The sequence below is a fragment of the Pseudomonas sp. genome, assembly GCF_032058845.1.
Classification (GTDB): domain Bacteria; phylum Pseudomonadota; class Gammaproteobacteria; order Pseudomonadales; family Pseudomonadaceae; genus Aquipseudomonas.
Window position 1 is genome coordinate 1 of sequence record NZ_DAMCCR010000031.1, and the last position, 18,878, is coordinate 18,878.

Here is an 18,878-nt window from a genome sequence, read left to right on the forward strand (position 1 = left end):
CGCACGGTGGTGTGAGAGGACGGCGGATGTGAATCCGCCTCCTACTCGATCCCGGATTTTGCCTCGCAAAGCCCCGTGGCAGACCGTTAGTCGCCTGCACGACCAGCGGCTGGCTTAATGCTATCTGATACGTTGCGTCCCGCCTGCCGCTGGCTAGAGTAGTAAGCGCAAGCCCGGCGCACGTTGTAGCGGGTCATAACAAGAGAAGCAGCATGGATGGCGCTCATACACAGTGTTCGGACGGCACACCCGTGCTTCTGGTCGTTGACGATTACCCGGAAAACCTCATCAGCATGCGTGCCCTGCTGGCGCGCGAGGACTGGCAGGTCCTGACTGCCGCCTCGGGCTTCGAAGCCCTAGAGACCTTGCTCACGACCGACGTCGACCTGGTCATCCTCGATGTGCAGATGCCAGAGATGGACGGCTTTGAAGTGGCCCGCCTGATGCGCGGCAGCCAGCGCACGCGCCAGACCCCGATCATCTTCCTCACCGCCAACGAGCAATCCCCGGCCGCCGTGCACAGGGGCTACCAGAGCGGCGCGCTCGATTACCTGTTCAAGCCATTCGACCCGCAGGTGCTCAAGCCCAAGGTACAGGCGCTGCTCGAACAGCAGCGCGACCGGCGCATGCTGCAGCAACTGACGCGTGAGCTGGAACAGGCCAAGGCGTTCAACGCCTCGATTCTCCACCACGCCGCCGAGGGCATCCTGGTGGTGGACCAGAGCGGCGCCATCAGCTTTGCCAACCCGGCGATCGCGGCTTTGCTGGAACGGCCTGTGCAGGCCTTGCAGGGTGCGCAGGTCCTCGACCTCATCGAGCTGCCCGGCAGCCGCGCCTGGGAGGAGTCCGATCTGTACAGCGCCTACTGCAACCGGCAGATCCTCAGGGTGCCTGACGCTCACTTGCGCACCTGCTGCGGGCAGCTGTTGCCGGTGGCGCTGTCCTGTGCGCCGCTGCCGCAAGAGCAGGTGTCCATGGTCGTCACGGTGCTGGACATGTCGATGGTGCGCCACCTGCATGAGCAGCTGGAGCAACAGGCCGTGACCGACCCGCTGACCGGGCTGCTCAATCGTCGCGGTTTCTATCAGTGTGCAGAGCGCACCCTGCTGCGCCTGGAGCGTCAGGACAGCGCTCAGGCCCTGCTGTACATGGACCTGGACGGCTTCAAGCGGATCAACGATGCGGTCGGCCATGACGCGGGCGATACCGTGCTGCGCTGGGTCGCCCAGCAGTTGCGCGAATGCCTGGGCGGCCATGTGTTGCTGGCCCGCATGGGCGGTGACGAGTTCACCGCCTTGCTCGAGGAGCTGCCGTACCCGGAGCAGGCCGGACGCTTTGCCGAACAGCTCATCGAGCGGATGTCGAGTTTTCAGCAGGTCGAAGGGGTGGAAGTGAACCTTGGCATCAGCATCGGCATCGCCACCTACCCCGACTGCGCGGCCCAGGTCGACAGTCTGGTTCAGGCCGCAGACCAGGCGATGTATGCCGCCAAGCGCGCAGGTCGCCAGCAGTACCGCTTCTACGATAGCGAACTGAACGGCCGCGCGCGCTCGCGCATGCTGCTCGAAGACAGCGTGCGCACCGCCATCGACCAGCAGGACTTCAGCCTGGTCTATCAGCCCCAGGTGGCCTTCGCCGACGGTCGGCTGCGCGGCTTCGAGGCCTTGCTGCGCTGGCAGCATCCCAGCGTCGGCGACGTGCCACCGGGGCTGTTCATCCCGTTGCTGGAGGAAGTGCGGCTGATCAACCGCTTGTCCAGCTGGATCTACCGCAAGGGCGCCGCGCAGCGCCGCACCTGGCAGCAGCGTTTCGACCCTTCGCTGGTGCTGGGCATCAGCCTGTGCCGCACGCAATTCTTCACGCCGGGGCTGGCGCAAGCGCTGCGGCAGGTGCGCGAGGAGCACGGGCTGCTGCCGGCGCAGCTCGAAGTGGAGGTGGCCGAGACATCGCTGACATACAACCTCGATGAAGCCATCAGGCAGGTGCAGTGCCTGCGTGAGCAGGGCCTGCGCGTAGCGCTGGACGATTTCGGCACAGGCGATTGCTCGCTGCGCATGCTGCGCGAGCTGCCGGTCGACACCCTCAAGCTCGATCGGCACGTGATCGCCCGCTTGCCCTCGTCCGTGATCGACTGCACCTGGGTGCGCGGGGTCATCGAGCTGTGCGCGCAGCTGGGTATCACGGTCATCGCCGAAGGTGTCGAGACCCTGGCCCAGGCCCACTGGCTGCGCGACAACGGTTGCCCGTACGTGCAAGGGTTTCTGGTGGCACGCCCACTGACGGTGAGCGATGCCAGCGACTTTGCGACATTCGCGCCCTGCCCATGGCAATGATTGGCTAGAATCAGCGGCCCCTTTCGTTGAATCTTCGCCATGACCGTACTGCGCTACCTGCAAGCCTACCCTCAGCACCTGCAGGACCAGATCCGCCAGTTGATCGCCAGCGACCGTCTGGGGGCCTACCTGCAGCAGCGCTATACCGAGCAGCATGCGGTGCAGAGCGACAAGGCACTGTACGCCTACGCCCAGGACATCAAGCAGCAGTACCTGCGCACGGCGCCGCCGCTGGACAAGGTGCTGTTCGACAACCGTCTGGACCTCACCCACCGCGCCCTGGGGCTGAACACGGCGGTGTCGCGGGTGCAGGGCGGCAACCTCAAGGCGAAGAAGGAAATCCGTATCGCCTCGTTGTTCAAGACTGCCGCACCGCAATTTCTGCGCATGATCGTGGTCCACGAGCTGGCGCACTTGAAGGAGCGCGATCACAGCAAGGCGTTCTATCAGCTCTGTGAGCACATGGAACCGAGCTACCACCAACTGGAATTCGACCTGCGCGTGTACCTGACCTATCGGGAACTGCCGGGCATCGTCTAAAGGAACGAGCAGCATGCAGGTCAGCAAAACCAAGAGCAGTTTCTACCGCCGGCTGTACGTGGCCTGGTTGATCGACAGCCAGGCCGCCGCCACGGTGCCGGCGCTGGTCGACACCACGGGCATGCCGCGGCGTACCGCGCAGGACACCATTGCCGCCCTGGCCGACCTGGACATCGTCTGTGAGTTCGAGCAGGAAGCGGGCGCGCGCAACCACGCCGGGCAGTACCGCATCCGTGACTGGGGCGCCATCGACCGGCAGTGGATCGCGGCGCATCTGCCGGCCTTGCGCGAGGTGCTGGGTTATCCCTGAGCGGTGTCGGCAGGGCCGACCTGCTTGATCAGGTGACCTGCCAGGGTCCGCAACGGACCCAGTTGTCGGCAGATCAGCGCCAGTTGCGTCTGTACCAGGCGCTGATGTTCGTCGAGCTCTTCTGGCATCTGCTCCAGCGCCGCGGCCAGGGCCTCTTCGGCATCGCTCTGGATGGCCACCGCCGTGCGTGCCTCGAGGCCGCTGGCGATTTCTTCCAGGCTGTTGGCCAAGGCTTGTCCCGCACCGTCGATCAACTGCTCGTGCACCTCTGCGGGCAGGGCGGTTTCGCGGTGCGCGCCGAGGCCTGAGAGGTAGCTGAGCAAGGTGTGCGACAGCACCAGGAAGCGGAAACCGACATCGGCCTCCTTACGGAAATGCCCTGGCTCCATGAGCATGTTGGCCAAGGTGGTCGACAACGCTGCATCGGCGTTGTGGGCGTTGCGCCGGGCCAGGCGGTAGGCGAGGTCATCGCGCTTGCCATGGGCGTATTGCTGCATGATCTGGCGCAGGTAGGCGCTGGCACAGGTCAGGGTGGTGGCCAGCACCTTGTTCAGGCGTCGACCCTGCCAGTCCGGCAGGAACAGGAACACCGCCAGAATCGCGATCAGACTGCCCACCAGGGTATCGAACAAGCGCGGCAGGAACAGGCCATAGCCATCGCCGATCTGGTTGAAACAGAACAGCACCATCAGCGTGATGGCGGCGGTCGCGAGGGTGTAGCGGCTGGTGCGGTTGACGAAGAACACCACGCCCGCTACCACCGCGAACAGTGATTGCACGATGGGGTTGGGGAACAGGTCGAACAGCGCCCAGCCGGCAGTCAGACCGATGGCCGTGCCGAAGATCCGCTGCACCAGCTTGCGCCGGGTAGCGCCGTAGTTGGGCTGGCAGACGAACAACGTGGTGAGGATGATCCAGTAGCCCTGGCTGGGGTGGATCAGGTGCACCATGCCGTAGCCGATCGACAGCGCCAAGGGCAGACGCAGTGCGTGGCGGAACAACAGCGAGGTCGGTGTGAGCTGAGTGCGCAGGCGCTTCCAGACATCCTTGAAGGTACGTGGCGAGCGGTCCAGCAAGCTGCTGTCGCTGGCATCGGCCAGGGTTTCGGGGTTGCTCGCAGCGGCCAGTAGCCGCTCCAGCGTGCCAAGGTTGGCCGCCAGCGCCCGCAGCGATCGCAACAGGCCGCGCCAGGCGGGGTTGTTCTGCGCGCGCAGATAGTCGAGCGAGGCGTGCAGGTCTTCCAGGGTTTCCGCGAACTGCGTGTCGTACTCGAATGGCTGACGCAGGCGGATCGAGTGGGCCAGTCGCTGGCAGGCCGAGCCTTGCTGGCGCAACAGGCGCTGGCAGCGGAACATCACGTCGCTGTGGAAGAAGGCTTCGGCCAGGGCGTTGTAAGGGTAGTGCGACGCGCTGACCCGCTCATGGATGTCCTGGGCGAGGAAATACAGTTTCAGGTAACGGCTGACCTTGGAGTTGGGCTGGGTGTTGCCGACCCGGTGCAGGATGATTTCCTTGGCCACATTGAGCGCAGCCACCACCTTGCCATTCTGCTGTGCCAACTCCAGGCGCCGCGCTTCGAGATCAACGTGGCGAACCGGCTCGAACAGCGCGGCCTTGAGCTTGAGGTAACGGCCGAGCTCGAAGAACAGCTTGGCCAGGCTCTGCTGCACCGGTTGGTTGGAAAAGAGCAATTGCCACAGTACCGACAGCAGCCCGTACCACGCCGCGCCGGCCACCAGCAGCAGCGGTTCGTGCCAGAAGTCAGTGAGCTGCCCGCCGCGCTGGTCCACCGCGATCATCGTGTACACCGCCAGGATCAGCGTAGCCGAGGCGATGGCGCCGTAGCGTTCGCCCAGGGCGCCGAGCATGGTCAAGGCGAAGGTGGCCAGCGCCAGGGCCACGGCGAATAGCCAGGGGTAGGGGAACAGCAGCTCCACCGACAATGCCGCAATGGCAAAGCACACCAGGGTCACCAGCAGTGCACTGAGCCGGCCGCGCCAACCGTCGTCCGTCTCGGCCAGGGCGCTGGCGATGATGCCGAGGAACAGCGGGATCAACAGGCGCATTTCGTCCTGGTACCAGCACCAGGCCATGCTCCCGGTGAGCGCAACGGTCACCCGGATGCTGTAGCTGAACTTGTCTTGGCCCCACAGGCGACGCAGTGAATGGCGCAACGAACTCGATGACATGAAAGGACCTGGGCCGTGATCGGAAACGTGTCGTCCAGCAAGAACCGTTCCCGGCGGCTGAACGGCGTTACTTTACCTGAAGTGGAACGTTTTCACGGCTGGCATCTACACGAACTGGGCCGCCGCATTGGCCGAGGCCCAGGCCCATTGGAAATTGAAGCCGCCCAGGTGGCCGCTGACGTCCAGCACCTCACCGATGAAGTACAGCCCCGGACTTTTCAGCGATTCCATGGTCTTGGACGACACCTCGCGGGTGTCCACCCCGCCCAGGGTGACCTCGGCCGTGCGATAGCCCTCGGTGCCCGCTGGAATCACCTGCCAGGCGCTCAAGCGCTCGGCGATCTGCGCCAGCTCCGCCGGGGTGTACTGCTTCAGTGGGCGCGACTCGAACCACTGCTCGGCCAGCAAGGTCGCCAGCTTGCGGGTGAAGACCTCGGCCAGCACGGTTTTCAGCTCGCTGTTGCCGCGCTCGCGCTGCAGTGACTGCAGCCACTCCAGCGCATCGCGGTCTGGCAGCAGGTTGATGTGCACCGTATCGCCAGCCTCCCAGAACGACGACACCTGCAGAATCGCCGGGCCGCTCAGGCCGCGGTGGGTGAACAGCAGGTTTTCGCGAAAGTGCACGTCATTGCAGCTGGCGATGCAGTCCAGCGAGGTTCCCGACAGCTCGGTGAACAGTGCCTTGAGTTGGGGCTCGGTGATGGTGAACGGCACCAGGCCGGCGCGCGTCGGCAGCAGGCTATGACCAAACTGGCGTGCCACCTGGAAGCCGAACCCCGTGGCACCGAGGGTCGGGATCGACAGGCCACCGGTGGCGATCACCAGGGACTGGCAGGCCATTGGCCCGGCACTGGTCTGCAGGGTGTAACCGTGATCGGTCTTGTCGATCTGGGTGATTTCGGTGTGCATGCGCAATTCGGCGCCGGCCTCGGCACACTCGCTGAGCAGCATGTCGAGGATGTCGCTGGCCTTGTTGTCACAGAACAGCTGACCGAGCTTCTTCTCGTGATACGGCACGCCGTGCTTGCTGACCAGGGCGATGAAGTCCCACTGGGTGTAGCGGGCCAGGGCCGATTTGCAGAAGTGCGGGTTGTGCGAGAGGAAATTGCCCGGTTCGGTGTACATGTTGGTGAAGTTGCAGCGCCCGCCGCCGGACATGAGGATCTTCTTGCCCGGTTTGTTGGCGTGGTCGAGCAGCAACACCCGACGCCCGCGGCGGGCAGCGAGTTGGGCGCACATGAGGCCGGCAGCGCCGGCGCCGAGGATGATCACGTCGGTGGTGGTCAACAGGAAAACCTTCAAGCGGTGAGTGTGGATAAAGGGTGTGTGGGGGGTGGCCGTCTATCACTCGACCCTGACAAACGGTCAGGAGGGAATGGGCTCGAGTTGGATCGGTCGCGTTAGCGTAGGGGCGGCTCTGCCGCCCATCGCGACTAAAGTCGCTCCTACAGAGGACCGCGGTGCCTGCCTGATGTAATCCATCCAGGAAAATACGTACCTTTGTAGGAGCGACTTCAGTCGCGATGGGCGGCAAAGCCGCCCCAAAACTCCACGGACCGCGGTGCCTGCTCGATGTAATCCATCCAGGAAAATAGATCCCCTGTAGGAGCGACCGGTCCGGCGCTCCGGTCAGTCGCGATGGGCGGCAAAGCCGCCCCAAAACAGACCCCGCGAAGCTAACTGGCTAAACAAGATTGCAGCCCTTTACGAGCGACCTCGCTTTCACACGAAACGCGCGATCAGAGAATCCGCACCTTCAACACCCGCCCCTTGATCTTGCCGCTGTTCAACCGCTGCATGGCCGCCTTGGCCACGGCGCGCTCGACGGCAACGAAGGCCTGGAAATCGAAGATGGCGATCTTGCCCACCTGCGTCCCGGCAATCCCGGCATCACCGGTCAGCGCACCGAGGATATCGCCCGGGCGCAACTTGTCCTTGCGTCCGGCCGCGATGCACAAGGTGCTCATCACCGGCAGCAACGGCTCGCCGCCCTTTTGCTTGAGGCTGTCGAGCTGTTCCCAGCGCAGCGGATGGCCTTGCAGCGCTTCGATGGCCTGGGCGCGATGGCCCTCGGCTGGCGCCACCAGGCTGATCGCCAGGCCTTTCTCGCCTGCGCGACCGGTACGGCCCACGCGGTGCACGTGAATCTCGGCATCGCGCGCCAGCTCGGCGTTGATCACCATGTCCAGGCCGTCGATGTCCAGGCCGCGCGCAGCCACATCCGTGGCCACCAGCACCGAAATGCTGCGGTTGGCGAACATCGCCAGCACCTGGTCGCGGTCGCGTTGTTCCAGGTCGCCATGCAGCGCCTGGGCCACGATGCCCTTGGCGTTGAGGTGCGCGACCACCTCTTCGCACTGCTGCTTGGTGAAGCAGAAGGCCACGCACGACTGCGGGCGGTAGTGGCCCAGCACACGGGTCACAGCCTCCAGCCGCTGCGCTGCGTCGATCTCGATGAAACGTTGTTCGATCTGGCTGTCGCTGTGTTGGCTCTCGACCTTGACCTGCTGCGGCTTGCGCATGAAGTTCGCGGCCAGCTGTTCGATGCCCGCAGGATAGGTGGCCGAGAACAGCAAGGTCTGACGGCGCGACGGCGTCTTGCCGAGGATGCTGGCGATGGCGTCGAAGAAGCCCATGTCGAGCATGCGGTCGGCTTCGTCGAGGACCAGGGTATTGAGGCCGTCGAGCACCAGGGTGCCCTTGTCCAGGTGCTGCTGGATGCGCCCCGGGGTGCCGACGATGATGTGCGCGCCGTGCTCCAGCGAGGCGATCTGCGGGCCCAGCGAGACGCCGCCGCAGAGGGTGAGGATCTTGATGTTGTCTTCGGCCCGAGCCAGCCGGCGCAGCTCCTTGGCCACCTGATCGGCCAGCTCGCGCGTCGGGCACAGCACCAGGGCCTGGCAGCCGAAGAAACGCGGGTTGATCGGGTTGAGCAGGCCAATACCGAACGCGGCGGTCTTGCCGCTGCCGGTCTTGGCCTGGGCGATCAGGTCGAGGCCGCGCAGGATGACCGGCAGGCTCTGCGCCTGGATCGGCGTCATGGCGCTGTAACCCAGAGCCTCGAGGTTGGCCAGCATGGCGGGGGACAACGGCAGAGTGGCGAAAGCGGTGGAGTCGGTGGTCACGGGGCAGGCCTGCGGTGATGGCGCGTAAAAATGCCGCACAGTCTATCAGCCCCGTGACCTGGCACCTAAGACTCCAGGTCCTGTTCCGGACGCCGAGCACGCCGCCCGTCCGTCGGCGCCAGTTGCAGGAAGATCGCCGCCGCCAGCATCGCCATCACGCCGATGGTCACGAACGTCAGCTGGAACGCCTCCAGCGTGGTCTCCACTGCATCACCGCTGCCGGCCGTGGTAAAGCCGCCCAGCAGCGCCCCTGCGCAGGCCACCCCAAGGCTCAGCGACAACTGTGCCACCACCGACAACAGGCTGTTGCCGCCGCTGGCATTGTCATCGTCCAGGTCGATCAGCGTGACGGTGTTCATGGCAGTGAACTGCAGCGAGTTGATCGCCCCGAGCACCCCCAGGTGGGCCAGCAGCAGCGGGTAGGGCGTTTCGGCATCCACCAGCGCCAGGCTGGCCAGGCCGATGCCGAGCATCAGGGTATTGCCGGTCAGCACGACCCGATAACCCAGGCGCTCGATCAGCGGTCGCGCCACCCACTTGGCCAGCATCGCGGCCGCCGCCAGGGGAATCATGCTCATGCCCGCCTGCATCGGCGAGTAGCCCAGCGCCACTTGCAGCAGCAGCGGCACGAGAAAGGGCAGGGCGCCGCTGCCCAGACGGGCGAACAGGTTGCCGAGGATGCCGATGGCAAAGGTGCGTACCCGGAACAGGCTGGGCGAGAACAGCGGCTCCGGGTCGCGGCCCGCGCGTAGCCAGTAGGCGGCCAGGCACGCCAGGCCGGCGAACAGCAGCAACATCACGCGCAAATGCGGCAGGTGCAGCTCGCCCAGCCCTTCCATGGCGATGGTGATCAGCACCATCGCCGCGCCGAACAGCAGAAAGCCCGGTCCGTCGAAGGAGGTGCGTTCGGCACCGCGCAGGTCGGGGATGTATTTCCACACCGCCCAGCAGCCCAGCGCGCCTACGGGCAGATTGAGCAGGAAGATCCAGTGCCAGCTGAGCACCTCGACCAGCCAGCCGCCCAGGGTCGGGCCCAGCAGCGGCCCAAGCAGCGCCGGAATGGTGATGAAACTCATGATGCGCACCAGTTCCGAGCGCGGGTAGGCGCGCAAGACCACCAGCCGCCCCACGGGCAGCATCAGCGCGCCGCCCAGGCCTTGCACGATCCGTGCGCCGACCAGAAAGCCCAGGCTGTTGGCGACTGCGCACAGCAGCGAGCCCAGGCTGAACAGCACAATGGCGCTGAAGAACACATGCTTGGTGCCGAAGCGATCAGCGATCCAGCCGGAGGCCGGGATCAACAGCGCCACGGTCAGCATGTAGGCGATGATCACGCCCTGCATGCGCAACGGGTTTTCCGAGAGCGAGCGGGCCATGTCGGGGAGGGCGGTATTGAGGATGGTGCCGTCCAGGGCCTGCATGAAGAAGGCGATTGCCACCACCCAAGGGATCAGGCGTGCGGTGGCGGGATCGAGTGGAGCGCGTTCGGGCATGGAGAACCTCACTGTTCTGAAGGGCGTGCGCTGGCCGCCCCCTGGCTTGGCACAGGGGGCGGCGGCGACGCAGGCCCTGGCGCTTGTCCGTCATGTCGCACGCCGAGGATGGTGGCGACGCATCACAAGGTCAGGGTCAACGCTTTGACCAGTGCACCTGGCAGATGATTCGACCCGGTGCTGCGTTCGCTGTAGGTGCTGGTCGAGAGGATCATTTCACGTTCCTCGGTCAGTGCCTCCAGTTGACTACCGAGCAGGCTGTACAGCGTGTCGTCGAAGCGCATGGTGCGCACCGGGCCCTGGATCTGGCCGTTTTCCACCCAGAAGGTGGCGAAGCGGGTCAGGCCGGTCATGCGCGCTGCGGGCAGGTCGGAGTAGTTCAGGTACCAGAGGTTGCTGATGTACAGGCCAGTGCCCAGGCGTTCCAGCACCGCTGCGCTGGGCAGGTCGCCGGGCGCCAGGCTCAGCGCGCAGGGCGCCTCGTAGCTGTCGGCACCGTTGGCCTGCAAGCCGAACTCGACCGCGCTGCGGGCACTGATCAGGCGGGACTGGGCCGTGCCTTGGTGAATCAGGCGGACATCCTGGCGTGGCGAGCCCTCATTGGAAAAAGCCGGGCTGAGGGAGCCACTGACCTGCTCGCTGAAGCTCACCTGAGGGCTGAGCTGTGCATCCCCGGCATACAGCCGCTGCAGAGGGCTGGCGCCGGTCGCCAGGCCTTGTGCGGAAAAGCCGCCCCAGGCGAGCATGCCGGCAATCTCGTCCATCGCCGCTGGCGCCAGATAGGCGCGGTACTGGCCGGGCTTCAAGGTCACGGCAGGACGACCGAGGAACGCCAGCTGTTCACGCGCCTGACGCAGGCGAGCGGTGAACGCCTCGGCGCTCCAGTCCTGGCCGGCGTAGTTGGCCTTGACCGCCTCGCCATTGGCATGGAACAGGCTCCAGTCGACGTTGAAGCTGTTCGCCTGGTGCCAGCCGAAGGCGCCGGACGAGGCAGCGAAACCGCGGCAAATGGGCCCGGCAGCGTAGATGCCGACCAGGTCCAGGTCACCGGCTTCCCGCTCGATCAGTGCCAGCACCTGGTCCAGTTCCGGCAGCGGCGAGGCCAGCAGGCTATGGCTGTGCCAGGCATTGGCATCCAGGTTCAGGTACGGGTCGACCGCCAGCAGTGGCAAGGTCTCGCGCAGCTGCATCAGCCCTTGCATGAGCCGCTGGCAATCGACCACGGCATCGTCGCTGAGGGTGATGTGCTGCTCGGCCTGCCGGCCTTCGCGTACCAGGCGCAGTTGCACGCTGGCCTGGCTGACCTCGCCGGCCTGGCGCACCTTGGCGTGGTTGAAGCGTACGAATTGCGAGTGCTCGGCGTTGTAGCTCAGGGTGAATTGCTCGTCGGCCAGGGTCGCCGCGCGCACTGCGTCGAGCAGCGCCTGAAAACGATCTTGATACACGCTCATCAGGCGTCTCCTCCGAACACATCGATCTGACTGAACACGCAAGCCGGCGAGGCATGGCCGACACGAATCACCTGATTAGGCTCGCCTTTGCCGCAGTTGGGCGTGCCCAGCACCTGGAAGGTGCTGCGATCACCGACGGCGCTCAGGTTGCGCCAGAATTCGGCAGAAATACCGCGGTAGTTCGGGTTCTTCACCACACCTCGGAGTTGGCCGTGCTCGATGAGCTGGCCCCATTCGCAGCCGAACTGAAACTTGTTGCGCGCATCGTCGATGGACCAGGAGCGGTTGGTGCGCATCAGGATGCCGTGCTCGATGCCGGCGATCAGTTGCTCGAGCGACTGATCGCCTGGTTCGATGTTGAGGTTGGCCATGCGGTCGATCGGCGCGCGGTTCCAGCTGCACGCCCGGCTGTTGGCGACACCCTCCAGGCCGCTGCGCCACTGCGACAGGGCGCCGCCAAGCGGGCGCAGCAACACGCCATCGCGAATCAGGAACTGCTTGCTCGCGGCGCTGCCGTCGTCGTCGAAGCTGTAGCTGGCCAGCTCCTCAGGCAAGGTCGGGTCGAACGTCACGTTGAGCAGCGCCGAGCCGTACTGCAACTGGCCGAAGTCACTGGCCTTGACGAAGCTGGTGCCGGCGTAATTGCGCTCATCGCCCAGAATGCGGTCCATCTCCAGCGGGTGGCCGATCGACTCGTGTATCTGCAGCATCATCTGGTCGGGCATCAGCAGCAGGTCGCGCCGGCCACTCGGGGTGTTGGGCGCCAGCAGCAGTTGCAGCGCTTCGTCCGCTACGCGCGGCGCGGCGCCGATCAGGGCGCAGCGCTCGATCACGTCGAAGCCGCCTTGCTGGCCGAAATTGTCGCGCCCCAGGGTGCGGCTCTGGCTGTCCTGGCCATCGCTGGCGGTGACGCCCAGACCCGGGAACAGGAAGCGCTGAGCCTGGCGCAGCTCGGCGCCGGCAGAGTTCAGGTAGGTCTGCTCGACCACCGTGATGCCCAGGCTGAGCTGCCAATCCACCAGGCGCGCGTCGTTGGGCACGCTGGCCGATTCACGGGCCAGCAGCGCCAAACAATCGGCGAGCTTGGGCAGGGTCTGCTCGAAGTTGGGCGAGACGTGGTCGTGGCGCCCGCTGGGCACCGCTTGTTCGCTGAGGTCCAGCAGGCTGTGCGCCTTGATCTGCCGTGCCAGCGCCTCGGCCCGCTCCAGTGCACGCTGCAAGCCGCTTTGCGAAAGGTCCGCAGTGGCTGCGTAGGCCTCGACGCCAGCCACACGCACGGTGAGCATGGCGCCTTCATCCTGGCTGAAGTACGGCGGCTCGGCGACGTTACGACGCACGGCAAGTGACTGATGCGAGTGTTTCACATGGCGCAGGGAAAACAGCTCCGCGCCACTGCGCAATGCAGCGAAGCGCTGGCGCAGCAGGGTGCTGGCGTCGAACATGAGCAAGGCTCCGTTGGGCGGGGTAAGGAGTGCGACAGAGTATCAGGGTCGATGGACCAGGCGGCGGGCGGGTCATTCGATGCGGTGCAGTGTTCATGCAGAGGGCGATGGGCTGCAGCCTGCGTCGGCCATAAAAAAAGGAGCGCCGAAGCGCTCCTTTTCAGTACCGCCTACCTTCAACCAATGGTCATCAGGCTCGCGTTACCCCCCGCGGCAGCGGTATTGACGCTCACCGCGCGCTCGATCACCAATCGCTCCAGCGCGATCTGGGTATCACCGGACGACAGCCCATGAACCCCGACGATCGCCCCGCCGCGTTTGGCCACCTGCTCGCAGACGCCGCGCAGCTGGTCGCAATCACCGTGGTGCAGCACGGCGTCGAAGGCCACTTCGTCTTTCTGCCAGTCGGCCACCAGGGCGACCTTGGCCTGCACCTCTTTGGGCAGGCGGGCGCGCAGGGCTTTGCCGGGTTCGCCGTCCAGCCACAGCGCTGAACTGCCCACGGCCAGCACTGCCGCCAGTTGGCTGAGCAGGTCCTGTTCGTGGTCGGCCAGGCACAGCACGTGCTCGCGCGGCAGGATGGTGTAGCTGTTGCGCTCGCCGGTCGGGCCGGGCAGCAAGCGGGTCACGCCACTTTGCGACTGCTCGGCGAACTGTTCGCAAAGGCTGGCGAGTTCAGCATGCTGGTTGCTGCTGGCCCAGGCCTTGAAAGCCTGCAGCGGCTTGAGCTGTTGCTGACGCAAGGTGTCGTCGACCTGGCCTGCGACATCGCTGCGCTCGAAGTGGCGAGCGATGGCGTCGCTCGGACGGGTCGACAGCAGGCGGTACAGGTACAGCGGGCCGCCGGCTTTCGGACCGGTGCCCGAGAGGCCTTCGCCACCGAAGGGTTGTACCCCGACCACCGCGCCAACGATGTTGCGGTTGACGTACAGGTTGCCGGCGTTGACGTTGTCCACCACCTTGGCGATGGTCTCGTCGATGCGGGTGTGCACGCCGAGGGTCAGGCCATAACCCGAGGCATTGATCTGCTCGATCAGCGCGTCGAGGTTGCGGCGGTTGTAGCGCACCACGTGCAGCACCGGCCCGAAGATTTCGCGCTGCAGCTCGTCGAGGCTGTCCAGTTCGATCAGCGTTGGCATCACGAAGGTGCCGCGCTTGCACTCGGTGCCATCAGCGATGGCCACCTGGTACACCGAGCGGCCTTTTTCACGCATGCCCTGAATGTGTTTCTCGATGCCGGCCTTGGCCTCGGCGTCGATCACCGGGCCGATATCCACCGACAGGCGCTCCGGGTTGCCCAGGCGGCTCTGCGCCATGGCGCCCTTGAGCATGTCGATCACGCGATCGGCGCAGTCTTCCTGCAGGCACAGTACGCGCAGGGCCGAGCAACGCTGGCCGGCGCTGTCGAAGGCCGATGACACCACATCGATCACCACCTGCTCGGTCAGCGCCGAGGAGTCAACGATCATGGCGTTCTGCCCGCCGGTTTCGGCAATCAGCGGGATTGGCCGGCCCTGGGCATCCAGGCGGCCAGCGATGTTGCGTTGCAGCAGGCGGGCGACTTCGGTGGAGCCCGTGAACATCACGCCCTTGACCCGCTCATCACCGACCAGGCGCGCACCGACGGTTTCGCCGCGCCCTGGCAACAGTTGCAGCACGCCTTCGGGAATGCCGGCTTCGAGCAGCAGGCGCACGGCCTGGGCGGCGATCAGCGGGGTTTGTTCGGCAGGCTTGGCCAGCACCGGGTTACCGGCGGCCAGCGCTGCGGCCACCTGGCCGGAGAAGATCGCCAGTGGGAAGTTCCACGGGCTGATGCACACCACCGGCCCCAACGGGCGGCAGTCGGCATTGCTCAGGTCGGTGCGCGCCTGCACGGCGTAGTAGCGCAGGAAATCCACGGCCTCGCGCACTTCGGCGATCGCGTTGGCGAAGGTCTTGCCGGCTTCGCGTACCAGCAGGCCCATCAGCGGCTGGATCTCGGCTTCCATGGCGTCTGCCGCGCGTTCCAGAATCGCGGCGCGCTCGGCGGGCGGGGTGGCCTGCCAGATCGGCGCTGCATTGATCGCGCACTGTACCGCGTTGTCCGCGTCGGCCACGGTGGCTTCCTGGACCTGACCGACCACGTCACGCTGATCGGACGGGTTGAGCACGTTCACGGCTGCTTCGTCAGCGGCCGCGCAGGCCAGCATGGGTGCTGCGTGCCAGTCGTGGTGCGCGGTCGACAGCAGTGCGCAGGACAGCGACGCCAGGCGATGTTCGTTGGCCAGGTCGATACCCGCCGAGTTGGCGCGCTCGCTGCCGTACAGGTCACGTGGTTGCGGGATGCGTGGGTGGGGCAGGCCGATGCTGCCTTCCTGCGCGGCCATGCGCTCGATGCTGGCAACCGGATCGGCCACCAGTTCCTGGATGGAAATCGAGTGGTCGGCGATGCGGTTGACGAACGAGGTGTTGGCGCCGTTTTCCAGCAGACGGCGCACCAGATACGCCAGCAGCGTTTCGTGGGTGCCGACCGGGGCATAGACCCGGCAGGGGCGGTTCAGCTTGCCCTCGGAAATCTTCCCGACCACTTGCTCGTAGAGGGGCTCGCCCATGCCGTGCAGGCATTGGAATTCGTACTGGCCGGGGTAATAGTTCTGGCCGGCGATCTGGTAAATGGCCGACAGCGTGTGGGCGTTGTGCGTGGCGAACTGCGGGTAGATGGCTTCGGGCACTGCCAGCAGCTTGCGAGCGCAGGCCACGAACGAGACGTCGGTGTACACCTTGCGGGTATAGACCGGGTAGCCTTCCAGGCCTTCGACCTGGGCGCGCTTGATCTCGCTGTCCCAGTAGGCGCCCTTGACCAGGCGGATCATCAGGCGATGGCGGCTGCGCTTGGCCAGGTCGATGACATAGTCGATCACGTACGGGCAACGCTTCTGATACGCCTGGATGACGAAGCCAATGCCGTTCCAGCCGGCCAGCTGCGGCTCGAAGCACAGGCGCTCGAGCAGCTCCAGCGACAGCTCCAGGCGGTCGGCTTCCTCGGCGTCGATGTTCAGGCCGATGTCGTACTGCTTGGCCAGCACGGTCAAGCCCAGCAGGCGCGGGTACAGCTCGTCCATGACGCGTTCGTACTGCGCGCGGCTGTAGCGCGGGTGCAGGGCCGAGAGCTTGATCGAGATGCCAGGGCCCTCGTAGATGCCGCGGCCATTGGAGGCTTTGCCGATGGAGTGGATCGCCTGCTCGTACGAGGCCAGGTATTTCTGCGCGTCGTGCTCGGTCAGGGCGGCTTCACCGAGCATGTCGTAGGAATAGCGGAAACCCTTGGACTCGAAGCGGTTGGCGTTGGCCAGGGCTTCGGCGATGGTTTCGCCCGTGACGAACTGCTCGCCCATCAGGCGCATGGCCATGTCGACGCCCTTGCGGATCATCGGCTCGCCGCTCTTGCCGATGATGCGCGTGAGCGAGGAGGTGAGGCCGGATTCATTGTGGGTCGAGACCAGCTTGCCGGTCAGCAGCAGGCCCCAGGTAGCGGCATTGACGAACAGCGACGGGCTGTTGCCCAGGTGCGGCTGCCAGTTGCCGGTGCTGATCTTGTCGCGGATCAGGGCGTCGCGGGTGCCCTTGTCGGGGATGCGCAGCAGCGCTTCGGCCAGGCACATCAGCGCCACGCCTTCCTGCGACGACAGGGAGAATTCCTGCAGCAGGCCTTGCACCACACCGGCACGGCCACTGGCGCTCTTCTGGTTGCGCAGCTTCTCGGCAATGCCGGCGGCCATCTTGTGGGTGGCCTCTGCCTGCGTGCTGGTCAGGCGCGCCTGCTCCAGCAGCATGGGCACCATTTCCTGTTCCGGGCGGCGGTAGGCAGCGGTGATGGCCGAGCGCAGCACCGACTGCGGCAGAATGCTTTCTGCAAATTCCAGGAAGCATTGCAGGCTTTGTTCGGCAGGCAGCTCGCCGATGTCTTCGGCGAGTGCGGCAGCCTGGCCGTTGAGGTCTTGCAGGGTGGCACCACCCTCGAGCTTCTCCAGGTAGTTGAAGATGGCCTGCTTGATCAACCAGTGCGGCGTGCGGTCGATGGAGTGCGCAGCGGCCTTGAGTCGCTCACGGGTAGGGTCGTCGAGTTTGACCCCGAGGGTGGTGGTCGCCATTTCTTGTCCTCTTTATTGCCACGGCGTGGCTTGTGCAGGCGGCAAGATTAGCGCCAAGCAGCGCAGAGGTGCAACCGGGTGCAACCCGTTTTTTCAAGGGTCGGGAGTGCTGTTCGTCTGACACTCGCAACTAATGTCTGAAAGCGGCATAAAAGCGTCGTTTTACCGTCTGAGCGCGCAAACGTGCACGAAAGTGGGGCGAAATCCTGAGGGTTTTTTCAGAAAATTCCGAAGGTGCAACTGTCAAATGAAAAATGGTTGCACCTGATTTGAGTTGTCACCTAGGATGCGTCGCCAGGTGCAACCGTGTCATCACGGGTCGCTGTTTTCATAACAACAAACGCCAGGACACCACCACATGAGCAATCCAATCACGATCACGTTTGTGATCTACATCGCAGCGATGGTTCTCATCGGCTTCGCTGCCTATCGCGCTACCAACAACCTTTCCGACTACATTCTGGGCGGCCGCAGCCTCGGCAGCGTCGTCACCGCATTGTCGGCCGGCGCTTCGGACATGAGCGGCTGGCTGCTGATGGGCCTGCCGGGCGCCATCTACATGTCGGGTCTGTCGGAGATCTGGATCGCCATCGGTCTGACCGTGGGCGCCTACCTGAACTGGCTGTTCGTTGCCGGGCGCCTGCGCGTGCAGACCGAGTACAACGGTGATGCGCTGACCCTGCCGGACTACTTCGCCAGCCGTTTCGAAGACCGCAGCGGTCTGCTGCGGATCATCTCGGCGATCGTCATCCTGGTGTTCTTCACCATCTATTGCGCCTCGGGCATCGTCGCCGGCGCGCGGCTGTTCGAAAGCACCTTCGGCCTGTCGTATGAAACGGCGCTGTGGGCCGGTGCTGCTGCAACCATCGCCTACACCTTCGTCGGTGGTTTCCTGGCGGTGAGCTGGACCGACACGGTGCAGGCTTCGCTGATGATCTTCGCGCTGATCCTCACGCCGATCATCGTGCTGCTCTCCACCGGCGGCATCGACACCACGTTCCTGGCCATCGAAGCGCAGAACCCGGCCAACTTCGACATGTTCAAGGGCGCGACCTTCGTCGGCATCGTCTCGCTGATGGGCTGGGGGCTGGGCTACTTCGGCCAGCCGCACATCCTGGCGCGCTTCATGGCCGCTGATTCGGTCAAGTCGATCGGCAAGGCACGGCGCATTTCCATGACCTGGATGATCCTCTGCCTGGCGGGCACCTGCGCCGTCGGTTTCTTCGGCATCGCCTACTTCGCGGCCAACCCGGAGCTGGCCGGGCCGGTGAATGAAAACCCTGAGCGGGTCTTCATCGAACTGGCCAAGATCCTGTTCAACCCATGGGTCGCCGGTGTGCTGCTGTCGGCCATCCTGGCTGCGGTGATGAGCACCCTGAGCTGCCAGCTGCTGGTGTGCTCCAGCGCACTGACCGAGGACTTCTACAAGGCCTTCCTGCGCAAGAACGCCTCGCAGGTGGAACTGGTCTGGGTTGGTCGCCTGATGGTGCTGGGTGTGGCGCTGGTGGCCATTGCCCTTGCAGCCAACCCGGAAAACCGCGTACTGGGCCTGGTGGCCTACGCCTGGGCCGGCTTCGGCGCGGCGTTCGGGCCGGTGGTGCTGCTGTCGGTGGTGTGGAAGGGCATGACCCGCAATGGCGCCCTGGCCGGTATCGTGGTCGGCGCACTGACCGTGATCCTGTGGAAGCGCTACGACACCCTGGGCCTGTACGAAATCATTCCAGGCTTCCTGCTGGCCAGCATCGCCATCATCCTGGTGAGCAAGCTGGGCCGTCCGTCGAAAGACATGGTGTCGCGCTTCGAAGCGGCCGATACGGCCTATCACATCGGTAAGTAACACCTCCCCCGGGGCGCTTACCGACGCC

At 65.1% G+C, this 18,878-nt stretch carries 11 protein-coding genes; 4 read left to right on the forward strand and 7 right to left on the reverse strand.

All coding sequences use genetic code 11. The features are described 5' to 3' along the window. Window positions 1-212: 212 nt before the first annotated feature. The 3 genes from RT028_RS08400 to RT028_RS08410 are packed head-to-tail and all read left to right on the forward strand — an operon-like array spanning window position 213 to window position 3,183. Complete coding sequence (locus RT028_RS08400; RefSeq protein WP_312934247.1) at window positions 213-2,333, forward strand: putative bifunctional diguanylate cyclase/phosphodiesterase; 2,121 nt, start codon at window positions 213-215, stop codon at window positions 2,331-2,333. Between the two features lie 39 nt (window positions 2,334-2,372). After that, window positions 2,373-2,873 (forward strand): M48 family metallopeptidase, encoded by a 501-nt coding sequence (locus RT028_RS08405; protein ID WP_312934248.1) that lies wholly within the window; start codon window positions 2,373-2,375, stop codon window positions 2,871-2,873. A gap of 13 nt (window positions 2,874-2,886) precedes the next feature. Continuing rightward, on the forward strand, window positions 2,887-3,183 hold the full coding sequence (locus RT028_RS08410) for a winged helix-turn-helix domain-containing protein (RefSeq protein ID WP_312934249.1): 297 nt from the start codon (window positions 2,887-2,889) through the stop codon (window positions 3,181-3,183). On the opposite strand, the gene yccS is transcribed toward RT028_RS08410, so the two are convergent. The 7 genes from yccS to putA all read right to left on the reverse strand — a co-directional run bounded on the left by yccS (window position 3,174) and on the right by putA (window position 17,013). Beyond that, window positions 3,174-5,372 (reverse strand): YccS family putative transporter, encoded by a 2,199-nt coding sequence (gene yccS / locus RT028_RS08415; RefSeq protein WP_312934250.1) that lies wholly within the window; start codon window positions 5,370-5,372, stop codon window positions 3,174-3,176. The two genes, RT028_RS08410 and yccS, sit on opposite strands and share 10 nt — an antisense overlap. A gap of 105 nt (window positions 5,373-5,477) precedes the next feature. After that, window positions 5,478-6,659 carry an NAD(P)/FAD-dependent oxidoreductase gene (locus RT028_RS08420; protein WP_312934251.1) on the reverse strand — a complete coding sequence of 394 codons (1,182 nt, stop codon included), beginning with the start codon at window positions 6,657-6,659 and terminating at the stop codon, window positions 5,478-5,480. A 452-nt stretch (window positions 6,660-7,111) separates the two neighbouring features. Then, the gene (dbpA, locus tag RT028_RS08425; protein ID WP_312934275.1) at window positions 7,112-8,449 is read right to left on the reverse strand and encodes an ATP-dependent RNA helicase DbpA; all 1,338 of its coding nucleotides are present in this window, start codon (window positions 8,447-8,449) and stop codon (window positions 7,112-7,114) included. 113 nt (window positions 8,450-8,562) lie between these two features. Beyond that, window positions 8,563-9,990: a multidrug transporter subunit MdtD gene (gene mdtD / locus RT028_RS08430; RefSeq protein ID WP_312934252.1), complete on the reverse strand. Its 1,428-nt coding sequence runs from the start codon at window positions 9,988-9,990 to the stop codon at window positions 8,563-8,565. Window positions 9,991-10,112: 122 nt separating this feature from the next. Continuing rightward, the gene (locus tag RT028_RS08435) at window positions 10,113-11,441 is read right to left on the reverse strand and encodes a TldD/PmbA family protein (RefSeq protein ID WP_312934253.1); all 1,329 of its coding nucleotides are present in this window, start codon (window positions 11,439-11,441) and stop codon (window positions 10,113-10,115) included. Further along, a complete protein-coding gene (locus RT028_RS08440) occupies window positions 11,441-12,883 on the reverse strand; it encodes a TldD/PmbA family protein (protein ID WP_312934254.1) in 1,443 nt (480 codons plus the stop codon). The genes RT028_RS08435 and RT028_RS08440 overlap by 1 nt, the downstream gene beginning before the upstream one ends. A 176-nt stretch (window positions 12,884-13,059) precedes the next feature. Continuing rightward, entirely contained in the window at window positions 13,060-17,013 is a 3,954-nt protein-coding gene (gene putA, locus RT028_RS08445) for a trifunctional transcriptional regulator/proline dehydrogenase/L-glutamate gamma-semialdehyde dehydrogenase (protein ID WP_312934255.1), read from the reverse strand. 358 nt (window positions 17,014-17,371) lie between these two features. On the opposite strand from putA, the gene putP reads away from it, so the two are divergent. After that, complete coding sequence (putP, locus tag RT028_RS08450; RefSeq protein ID WP_312934256.1) at window positions 17,372-18,850, forward strand: sodium/proline symporter PutP; 1,479 nt, start codon at window positions 17,372-17,374, stop codon at window positions 18,848-18,850. Window positions 18,851-18,878 lie beyond the last annotated feature (28 nt).

Coding starts and splice junctions, on each gene's coding strand:
- RT028_RS08400 (WP_312934247.1), top strand. CDS start 213: ATGGATGGCGCTCATACACAGTGTTCGGACGGCACACCCGTGCTTCTG.
- yccS (WP_312934250.1), bottom strand. CDS start 5,372: ATGTCATCGAGTTCGTTGCGCCATTCACTGCGTCGCCTGTGGGGCCAA.
- RT028_RS08405 (WP_312934248.1), top strand. CDS start 2,373: ATGACCGTACTGCGCTACCTGCAAGCCTACCCTCAGCACCTGCAGGAC.
- RT028_RS08440 (WP_312934254.1), bottom strand. CDS start 12,883: ATGTTCGACGCCAGCACCCTGCTGCGCCAGCGCTTCGCTGCATTGCGC.
- dbpA (WP_312934275.1), bottom strand. CDS start 8,449: ATGCTGGCCAACCTCGAGGCTCTGGGTTACAGCGCCATGACGCCGATC.
- putA (WP_312934255.1), bottom strand. CDS start 17,013: ATGGCGACCACCACCCTCGGGGTCAAACTCGACGACCCTACCCGTGAG.
- RT028_RS08435 (WP_312934253.1), bottom strand. CDS start 11,441: ATGAGCGTGTATCAAGATCGTTTTCAGGCGCTGCTCGACGCAGTGCGC.
- putP (WP_312934256.1), top strand. CDS start 17,372: ATGAGCAATCCAATCACGATCACGTTTGTGATCTACATCGCAGCGATG.
- RT028_RS08410 (WP_312934249.1), top strand. CDS start 2,887: ATGCAGGTCAGCAAAACCAAGAGCAGTTTCTACCGCCGGCTGTACGTG.
- mdtD (WP_312934252.1), bottom strand. CDS start 9,990: ATGCCCGAACGCGCTCCACTCGATCCCGCCACCGCACGCCTGATCCCT.